This is a genomic window from Erwinia sp. AnSW2-5, from assembly GCF_045107195.1.
Lineage (GTDB): Bacteria > Pseudomonadota > Gammaproteobacteria > Enterobacterales > Enterobacteriaceae > Erwinia.
The window spans coordinates 244740-253269 of sequence record NZ_JBJGXA010000010.1; the positions used below are offsets into that span (position 1 = coordinate 244740).

The window sequence follows — 8530 nt, forward strand, 5'->3', positions numbered from 1 at the left end:
TTTTGTCCACCACGAAGAATTTTTTTACCCCCCTCCTTGCGTCGGTTGGTGAATAAATAGTTAGTTTTTTCTGGCTGATAGGGAAAACCATTTTATGCAATTCTTATGCACTATTTATGCATACAGGAAACTTTCTCCCTGTTTTTCAGAAACTTGAATGTGATCAAAAAGTGAATAATTACGTACTTTAGTGTGTTGACTTTGTTACAGCGCAGCACCAGCATGTGGACTGCTTTCCAAATCCATCAGCACGTAACCCACTGATAATAATATGGGTAAGGGTGGTTTTGCCTGCAACTCATTCATGTCGAGAGGATGCGATGTCTGACCAAAGGGATACACAGCAAAAACTGCATCGCGGCCTAAGTTCGCGCCATATCCAGCTGATCTCGCTGGGCGGTGCCATTGGCACCGGGTTGTTTATGGGCGCAGGCAAAACCATCGCGGTGTCCGGCACCTCGATCCTGATCACCTATGTGGTCGTGGGCTTCTTTATGTATATGGTGATGCGCGCCATGGGTGAGCTGCTGCTGACCCGGCTGGATTACCGTTCATTTGCCGATTTTGTCTCCGACTACCTCGGCCCCAAGGCCAGCTTTTTCCTTGGCTGGTCTTACTGGCTCAGTTGGGTGGTGACCTGTATTGCCGATGTGGTGGTGTGCGGTGGTTACATGCAGTTCTGGCTACCCGAGCTGTCGCCGTGGATCCCGGCATTGTTTACCCTCGGGCTACTGTGTCTGTTTAATTTGCTGTCGGTAAAGATGTTTGGCGAGGCGGAGTTCTGGTTTGCGATTATTAAGGTGGTTGCCATTATCGCGCTGATTGTCACCGGCATCTGGATGATTGGCAGCGGCTGGACGTCGCCGGATGGCGTCACCGCCTCGCTGCATAATCTCAGTGACCCGGCGGTGTTTATGCCGCACGGTATCGTGGGCTTCTTTGCCGGTTTCCAGATCGCCATTTTCTCGTATACCGGCATTGAGCTGCTGGGCACCATGAGCGCCGAGACCAAATCGCCGGAGACAGTGTTGCCGAAGGCCATCCGCGCGATCCCCCTGCGCATTATTATCTTCTATGTGCTGTCGATGGTGGTGATCATTGCCGTCACCTCCTGGCAGCATATCTCGCCGGATACCAGCCCGTTCGTGACGCTGTTTGCCAAAGCCGGGCTGCCCGCCGCCGCCGCCGTGATTAACTTTGTCGCACTGACCTCGGCGATGTCTTCCGCCAACAGCGGCGTCTATTCCAGCACGCGTATGCTGTATGGCCTGTCGGTGGAGCAGCACGCCCACTGGCAGTTCCGCATTCTGTCGCGCAGCACGCGCATTCCGGTCCGCAGCCTGATGTTCTCCTGCTTCTGTATGTTAAGCGGCACGCTGCTGCTGTTCCTGGTGCCCAATGTGATGACGCTGTTCACCGTGGTGTCGACGCTGGCGGCAATACTGGTGATTTATACCTGGGGGATGATTCTGGTGGCGTATCTGGTGTACCGCAAACGCTGCCCACAACTGCACCAGCAGTCAACGTTTAAGATGCCTGCCGGGATCCTGATGAGCTGGATCACGCTGCTGTTCTTTCTGTTTTCACTGGTGGTGATGGTCTTTGACCGCGATACGCTGATGGCGCTATGCGCGATGCCGCTGTGGTTTATTTTGCTGGCGTGGGTCTGGCGGGTGAAGCAGCGGCGGAAACAGACGGCACTGGCCTGAGGGTTTTACGCATTGTGGATCAGGGACGTGAAGGTGTTGTACGGACGGACCTTTTCTTCGGTCCGCCCGTGATGTTAAGCCGGGTGCCGAGCGGGTTTTACAACACGCCCTGTGCCAGCATCGCATCGGCCACTTTCACAAACCCGGCGATATTCGCGCCGTGAACGTAGTGGGTCTGCTTCCCTTCCCCGCCGTGCTCAACGCAGGCGTGGTGGATATCCAGCATGATGTGTTGCAGACGAATGTCCACCTTCTCAGCTTTCCAGCTCAGACGCGCTGCGTTCTGCGCCATCTCCAGGCCGGATGTTGCCACACCGCCCGCATTCGCCGCTTTCCCAGGGGCAAACAACACGCCCGCATCCAGGAATGCATCGGTCGCCTGGATCGTGGTCGGCATATTGGCACCTTCGGCCACGGCTTTCACGCCATTGGCAATCAGCTGACGCGCCGCAGGCAGATCCAGCTCGTTCTGTGTTGCACATGGCAAGGCGATATCGACCGGTACGCTCCACGGCTGCTGACCGGCGAGGTAAACCAGATGACGTTCACGCGCATAATCTTCCACGCTGCCGTAACGCACATTTTTGATTTCGGCCAGATGCGCCAGCTTCTCAGGGGTAAACCCGGCTTCATCCACCACGGTGCCGCGAGAGTCAGACGCCGTCAGCACGCGTGCGCCCAGCTCCATCGCTTTTTCAATGGCGTACTGCGCTACGTTGCCCGCACCGGACACCGAGACCGTGCTGCCTTCAAAGCCCAGACCATGACGTTTTAACATCGCATCGGTGAAGTACACCAGACCGTAGCCAGTGGCTTCCGGGCGGATCAGACTGCCGCCAAACGACAGGCCTTTACCGGTAAACACGCAGGCGGTGTTATTTGACAGCTTCTTCATCATCCCCGCCATAAAGGCCACTTCACGGCCACCGACGCCGATATCGCCCGCAGGCACATCGGTATCCGGGCCAAGATGACGATACAGTTCGGTCATCAGCGCCTGGCAGAAGCGCATCACTTCGGCGTTACTTTTCCCTTTCGGGTTAAAGTCAGAGCCGCCTTTGCCGCCACCCATTGGCAACGTGGTCAGGGCATTTTTAAACGTCTGCTCAAACCCGAGGAATTTGAGGATCGACAGGTTCACTGACGGATGGAAACGCATGCCGCCTTTATACGGACCAATTGATGAGCTGAACTGCACGCGCCATGCGCGATTCACCTGTACCTGCCCTTTGTCATCCGTCCAGGCAACGCGGAACTGGATCACACGCTCCGGTTCCACCAGGCGTTCCAGCAGGCTCTGTTCCTGATATTGCGGGTTACGTTCCAGGAACGGCCACAGTGAGGTGAACACTTCGCGTACGGCTTGCAGGTATTCAGACTGGTGTGGATCGCGCTGCTGAACGGAGGTGAGAAACGACTCCAGAGAGTGAAAAGCGGTCATGACTAATTCCTTGTGCGTAATGCTCTGACCCTGATGTTGTTATTGTTAGGGTAATCAGAGAGATGATGTTGTGTCTCAGCGACTATATCATCGGCTTTCTGCCGTACAACAAAAAACTTATGACCTGCAAAACGCAGGGAAATGAGGCCAACAAGGCGCCAGGCAGCGCAAACACTGAACAGAAGCGCAAAACTACGACGAACAGCCATAAGAAAAAGTTATTACAGACCTGCATTTCATCAATGTTAATGATTTGAGGCAGTCAGAAGAGCGCGGCGAGAAAAAAAATAACGCGCTAAAACAGAAAATAAATATGACACTTTTATTACAACGATCGCTCCCCGGTTATTTCACCCGCTCTTTTTCGCGTTATTTCGCCAGCGCCGTCATTATTTATGTATAAATGTAAAATTAAGAAATGTGGATTGCCTCATCGTAATCAGCTGTGATTCTATCAATCCTCCAGAAATTGTGCTCTGACTACCTGAGAAATAATAATGAACCATGATAATGACAATATTCAGGGAAAGCCGATCGCATTGTTACTGATTAATGAACACTCCCGAAATGGCAAAGCCAATAAACACCAGGCGATATCCCTGTTAACGGCGCAGGGCATTCAGGTTGTTGAACCTGAAGCCAGCGATCGCCGCGACAGCAGCGAGGTCATTCTCGACTATGCTGACCGCGTCGATTTAGTGATTGTTGGCGGGGGCGATGGCAGCCTGAACGCTGCGGCGAAGGGGCTGATGCGCAGCGGCCTGCCGCTGGGCGTGTTACCCCTCGGCACCGCTAACGACTTCGCCCGCACCCTCGGCATCACCAACGACCTGGCCCAGGCCGTGAAGGTCATCGCCGCCGGGCACCAGCGCCCTATCGACCTGGGTGAGGTTAATGGGCACCTGTTTTTTAATGTCTCCAGCATCGGATTTTCCGCCACGCTGGCCCACCATTTAACCGCGGAATCGAAGAAGCGCTGGGGCACCTTTGGCTACGCGCTGGCGGCCTTTACCTTGCTGAAACAGAGCCGCCCGTTCAGCGCCACGCTGGAACATGACGGCATTATCGAGAAGGTTAAAACCGTGCAGGTTTCCGTGGGCAACGGCCGTTTTTATGGTGGTGGCATGACGGTGGAACAGAGCGCGGCACCCGATGATGGGCGCCTGGATGTTTACAGCCTGGAAGTGGCGCACTGGTGGGAGATGATCGCCCTGCTACCCGCGCTGCGGCGCGGTACGCACGGACGCTGGCGCAAAGTGCGTACGTTATCCACCACCGCCATGACGCTGAGTACGCGGCGCCCCCATGATATTAACGCCGATGGTGAACTGATTGGGCAAACGCCTGCCCGTTTTGCCATCAAGGCACAGGCCATTAGTGTTTTTTCCCCGTCGCCAGCGACGTCGGTTTAATAAGGGTTATTTCTATGAACAAGTTTGGCATTCTCGCGTTAACCGCCATGATCACCTTAATTTCAGCCTGTGATGATGCGACAAAAGAAAGTATTAAAGAAGAAGCCGATAAGCGCACCAGCAGCCTGGTGGAATCAGCACAAACACAGTGGGATGAAACCCGTAAGCAGGCGACGGATCTGGCCGATGCTAAAGTGGCGGAACTGAATGTGACGCAGCCATTAGAAGACGCCAAGAAAAAAATGAATGAGCTGGGTGAGATGAAGCTGTCTGATTTTATATCGGGCGGTGGGGAAGAGAAAGAGGGTGAAGAAGCGGAGTCGGAGTCGGAGAAGAACTGATTTTACTGAGGGAATTTCTGCCTGTTGCCAAACAGGCAGTCACTTCATCTGCTTTTCATTCATCAGACAAGGGTGGCCAGCGCCGTGCCGTATGGACCAATACCAGTATCCATACTGTTTCACCCTGTTCTTCTGCTTCATAGACCAGCCGATAATGCTCATGTGGGATCAGTTCACGCGTTCCGGCGAGCGGCGAACTGTGCTTCAACCTCGTCATTACTCAGGCTACGGCCTTCATGGATATTTTGACGCCCCTTTTCCACTTTCTGTGCCAGGTACACGTCGTAAGCCTGCTTCTGCTCTTCTCGCTGAATGTACTCGCGCATCAGTTCACGCATCACTTGTGACGCCGGACGATGGGCCGCTTTCGCTGCGGCAACAAAGCCCTCACGCAGGGAACTTTCGAGCTTCATAGTAAACACAGCTTCTTTTGGCATGATCTTTTCCCATCATTCAGGTGATGATGAAGCATATACGTTTTCATCACTTTTTATCGCGAAGATCTCTCCCTCTTTTTCCCGTTTCCTGAATTCTCCTCGCATTTTTACTTTGGCGTTACAGCGATTTTTCACTGCTTATTCGGTATGTTAGTGGTTGTTCTGGTGTGTTTTTTCAGGAAAGGGCGTCAGAGAGATCGCGGGCTGAAAGTGGTGGAACACTGTCAGCCCGCTGACCACAAAAACTATATGAGGTAGTTATTATGGCTGAGCAACATCATAAGTCAGAGGCGGGTACGCCCACAACAACACGAGCTTACACCGTGAGCTATATCCGGGATCCGCGCACCTTTGAACGCGTTCCAGCCATTACCCTGAAGGGCGCCTGGCTGAAGGAGGCGGGGTTTGATACCGGGACGCCGCTTAACGTGCGCGTGCTGCCGGGATGCCTGATACTGTCCGCCCAGGAACCCCGGCCAGAGCCGGAGGAGCCGGAAGTGGTCACCACCCTGCGCCAGACATGTAAAAAGCTGTCTGCCCGCAAGCAGCAGCAGATCGCCGAGTTTATTCAGGTGATTGCCGGGCCGCAGAAGCGGGCGGCTAAGGTGTAGCTGACGGGTTATAGCGTAAAATCCCGGCTGGTTGGCTGGGATTATTTAATTATAAATTGTCAGATCTTAGCCCAACGCGAAAAATCTCTGATGGGAATAACGGCTGAATTATGATTTCATCGTTATAAATAAATAACTTTGGTGACAATGCCGTAACGTCATAAACGTTTTCCGCTATCAGCCTAATATTTGTCCTGAATAATGGTATATCTGCATCATCTGCTAAGACAAAAACGTCGTGGTTTTTTACTAAATTCGCGTTTAATACATTATATAAATCATCATAATCACTATATTTCATCTCCTTCCATAAAACTCCTCCAGCGACAACGGGATAATTATAAAGCATATCGATAGCCTTTTTTTCCTCCCCACCAGTAACTATATCAAAATCAACAAGTAATGCCTCTTTACACTCATCAAACAAAGTCATTTTTCCTACCTATTTAGTTGTTTCAATATAGTTACAAAAGCTTTTTCATTACCTTCAAAAGGTATAACAGTTTTTACTGCCTTACCAGGACCTTTACCTTTTGAGTAATCCCATATGTTAATATGCGTCCCTTTCTCTGGATCATAATCCACACGCCAGCCTACTTTGCCATCGCCGGATTGGCGACCAATAACCTTTCCATTACCAGCGCTCACTTCCAATCGGCCAATAACAGGTTTTGAATCAGCACCTAAATCACCAACCATATTTATGGCTTTATTTCTAGCAGTTTCCCAATTCTTTTCAGCTTTAAGTACCGTTTCAATACGGTTCCCGACGCCAGGAACTTTCTTGCCCGGCAGGAAAACACCCGCCAGTATCCCACCCGTGGCTTCCAGTGCCACCTGGTTTCCTTCAGACGCCTGTTTTATCGTATCAGCCACAGCAGATCAGGTTTCACTCTGCATCAGCGCCTTAACGCCGTCTGCCACCGCCTGGTTCTTACCGGACAGATCGCTCAATGCCCTGTCGCAGTAGCCATCTCCTGCCGCACACGACGCCAGCGCCATTGCCGCATCCGCAACGTAGTCCACTGAGCCTAATGCCGCATCACCGGTATCAGCCAGGGCATTGATAATACCGTTGGCGATGGAAGAGGTGCTGCCTTCGCTCACCGCCCACGCTACCGCCCGAGCTGACTCCCGCGCTCTGGTGCTCGGCCCTGTTCTCAATGTTGCTGAAGCCCAGCGTGCCGGTATCCAGCCTGTTCTTCTCCGCTGCTGCCTGCAAACACCCCGGTCTGCTCATTTGGCAACTGTCAGGAACCCCGGCCAGAGCCGGAAGTTGTCACCACCCTGCGCCAGACCTGTAAAACGCTCTCCGCCCACAAGCAGCAGCAGATCGCCGAGTTTATTCAGGTGATTGCGGGACCGCAGAAGCGGGCGGCTAAGGTGTAGCTGGCTGGTTATAGAGTAAAATCCCAGCCGATTGGCTGGGATCATTATTTAATCAACAGGTGTTGCTACATATTCTTTAAGGATATGAACATCTTCAACATTACATTCTGGATAAATCCAATTTGACCAGTTATTGATAACCCATTCTGTATTTAACCCGCATCCTTCATCTGAGATGCTTTCAATAGGTAGCTTGACTAAAAATAATCCTGATTTAAATCCAGATGAAACAATTAAACCATATGGTCGTTCATCATCTTGAGTTTCGAACAGCATAAAATCTACCCATTCTTCATACGGCCAAGTAGCAGGCAATCTAAAAACTGTTCCTCTCGCAATACATTTTTTTTTGTAATCTATGAGCCTCATTACTTCACCTTCAAGTTATGGCCGCCAGATGGATCAGCAGATTTTCTTACTTGCATAGAGAAATCAACTTCGCCTAAATGTTTGCCTTTGATGCTGACAACTTCAAATCGTGCATGCTGTGTATCAAGCGCATAAAGGTTTCCATCTTTGCCCTTATACACCTCCCTACCACCATTCATTTGAGTTAACCGATTGTCTTTAACCATGCCCAGCTCTGAGACAACCTTCGGGACTGTTTGTTTTATAATCGCGACGCGCTCTCCTGGCGGAAGAGTGACTAAACTTTTCTCAAAAGCACCAATTGTTTGCCCGGTTGCGATTTTTGCGTTTGAATCAACCGCAGGTAGTTTACCTGCCTTGCCAAAGCCACCTGTAACAGCAGCCATCGCTGCACCAGCCAAGATTTCAGCTTTCTGATTATCCAAGCCATACAAGGTCTTAAGCCGTTGAGCAAATTCAGTGCTGTTAACTATTCCTGATTCATCCATCTGCTGCATCAGCAAGACCGATAAATCATTCTTCATTGCCCACGGAATATCTTCACCCAGCGCTCTGTCGATCGCTTCATGAACCAGCATACTGTTAGCGGGGATCTCACCGTATTTTTCTTTACAGGCGATTGCATCCGAAGCGCAAGTTACAATTAGCTCATTACGCTGCTTCAGGCTCAGTTCTTCCATTTCCTTCACGATCTGACCGCAGTCACCGCGAGCGTCACACCCTTTCGCTCTTGCCGCAAAGTCATCTATCTGCGGCGCACTCAGCGAGTTATTCTCCACCGCGTTCTTGCCCGCCAGCCCGCCCGTCACGGCACCCGCCGT

10 protein-coding genes and 1 pseudogene are annotated in these 8530 nt (G+C 51.7%); 4 read left to right on the forward strand and 7 right to left on the reverse strand.

The features are described from left to right. Nucleotides 1-320 precede the first annotated feature (320 nt). The gene (locus tag ACFL9S_RS09380; protein ID WP_405261581.1) at nucleotides 321-1709 is read left to right on the forward strand and encodes an amino acid permease; all 1389 of its coding nucleotides are present in this window, start codon (nucleotides 321-323) and stop codon (nucleotides 1707-1709) included. A 97-nt stretch (nucleotides 1710-1806) separates the two neighbouring features. Here the strand turns inward: ACFL9S_RS09380 and gdhA are convergent, their stop codons facing one another. Further along, nucleotides 1807-3150, reverse strand: coding sequence for an NADP-specific glutamate dehydrogenase (gene gdhA, locus ACFL9S_RS09385; protein ID WP_405261582.1), 1344 nt, complete (start codon nucleotides 3148-3150; stop codon nucleotides 1807-1809). 497 nt (nucleotides 3151-3647) lie between these two features. On the opposite strand from gdhA, the gene ACFL9S_RS09390 reads away from it, so the two are divergent. Then, the gene (locus ACFL9S_RS09390) at nucleotides 3648-4562 is read left to right on the forward strand and encodes a lipid kinase (RefSeq protein ID WP_405261583.1); all 915 of its coding nucleotides are present in this window, start codon (nucleotides 3648-3650) and stop codon (nucleotides 4560-4562) included. 14 nt (nucleotides 4563-4576) lie between these two features. After that, complete coding sequence (locus ACFL9S_RS09395; protein WP_405261584.1) at nucleotides 4577-4903, forward strand: hypothetical protein; 327 nt, start codon at nucleotides 4577-4579, stop codon at nucleotides 4901-4903. Nucleotides 4904-5076: 173 nt separating this feature from the next. Here the strand turns inward: ACFL9S_RS09395 and ACFL9S_RS09400 are convergent, their stop codons facing one another. Then, the gene (locus ACFL9S_RS09400) at nucleotides 5077-5316 is read right to left on the reverse strand and encodes an antitoxin of toxin-antitoxin stability system (protein ID WP_405261585.1); all 240 of its coding nucleotides are present in this window, start codon (nucleotides 5314-5316) and stop codon (nucleotides 5077-5079) included. 287 nt (nucleotides 5317-5603) lie between these two features. Between ACFL9S_RS09400 and symE the strand changes: the two genes are divergently transcribed. Then, nucleotides 5604-5951: an endoribonuclease SymE gene (gene symE / locus ACFL9S_RS09405; RefSeq protein ID WP_405261586.1), complete on the forward strand. Its 348-nt coding sequence runs from the start codon at nucleotides 5604-5606 to the stop codon at nucleotides 5949-5951. A 49-nt stretch (nucleotides 5952-6000) separates the two neighbouring features. On the opposite strand, the gene ACFL9S_RS09410 is transcribed toward symE, so the two are convergent. The 5 genes and pseudogenes from ACFL9S_RS09410 to ACFL9S_RS09430 form a co-directional block, all read right to left on the reverse strand. Then, complete coding sequence (locus ACFL9S_RS09410; RefSeq protein ID WP_405261587.1) at nucleotides 6001-6384, reverse strand: hypothetical protein; 384 nt, start codon at nucleotides 6382-6384, stop codon at nucleotides 6001-6003. A 5-nt stretch (nucleotides 6385-6389) separates the two neighbouring features. Next, nucleotides 6390-6809: pseudogene (locus tag ACFL9S_RS09415) on the reverse strand (hypothetical protein); the annotation flags it as partial. Between the two features lie 24 nt (nucleotides 6810-6833). After that, nucleotides 6834-7058: a hypothetical protein gene (locus ACFL9S_RS09420; RefSeq protein ID WP_405261589.1), complete on the reverse strand. Its 225-nt coding sequence runs from the start codon at nucleotides 7056-7058 to the stop codon at nucleotides 6834-6836. Between the two features lie 330 nt (nucleotides 7059-7388). Beyond that, nucleotides 7389-7709 (reverse strand): Imm45 family immunity protein, encoded by a 321-nt coding sequence (gene imm45, locus ACFL9S_RS09425; protein WP_405261590.1) that lies wholly within the window; start codon nucleotides 7707-7709, stop codon nucleotides 7389-7391. Further along, on the reverse strand, nucleotides 7709-8530 hold an 822-nt coding region (locus ACFL9S_RS09430), incomplete at its 5' end, for a colicin E3/pyocin S6 family cytotoxin (RefSeq protein ID WP_405261591.1). The genes imm45 and ACFL9S_RS09430, both read right to left, overlap by 1 nt.

Bases quoted from the DNA above. Each gene is read 5' to 3' on its own strand.
- ACFL9S_RS09390 (WP_405261583.1), top strand. From the start codon at position 3,648: ATGAACCATGATAATGACAATATTCAGGGAAAGCCGATCGCATTGTTA.
- symE (WP_405261586.1), top strand. From the start codon at position 5,604: ATGGCTGAGCAACATCATAAGTCAGAGGCGGGTACGCCCACAACAACA.
- ACFL9S_RS09395 (WP_405261584.1), top strand. From the start codon at position 4,577: ATGAACAAGTTTGGCATTCTCGCGTTAACCGCCATGATCACCTTAATT.
- ACFL9S_RS09380 (WP_405261581.1), top strand. From the start codon at position 321: ATGTCTGACCAAAGGGATACACAGCAAAAACTGCATCGCGGCCTAAGT.
- imm45 (WP_405261590.1), bottom strand. From the start codon at position 7,709: ATGAGGCTCATAGATTACAAAAAAAAATGTATTGCGAGAGGAACAGTT.
- ACFL9S_RS09400 (WP_405261585.1), bottom strand. From the start codon at position 5,316: ATGAAGCTCGAAAGTTCCCTGCGTGAGGGCTTTGTTGCCGCAGCGAAA.
- gdhA (WP_405261582.1), bottom strand. From the start codon at position 3,150: ATGACCGCTTTTCACTCTCTGGAGTCGTTTCTCACCTCCGTTCAGCAG.
- ACFL9S_RS09410 (WP_405261587.1), bottom strand. From the start codon at position 6,384: ATGACTTTGTTTGATGAGTGTAAAGAGGCATTACTTGTTGATTTTGAT.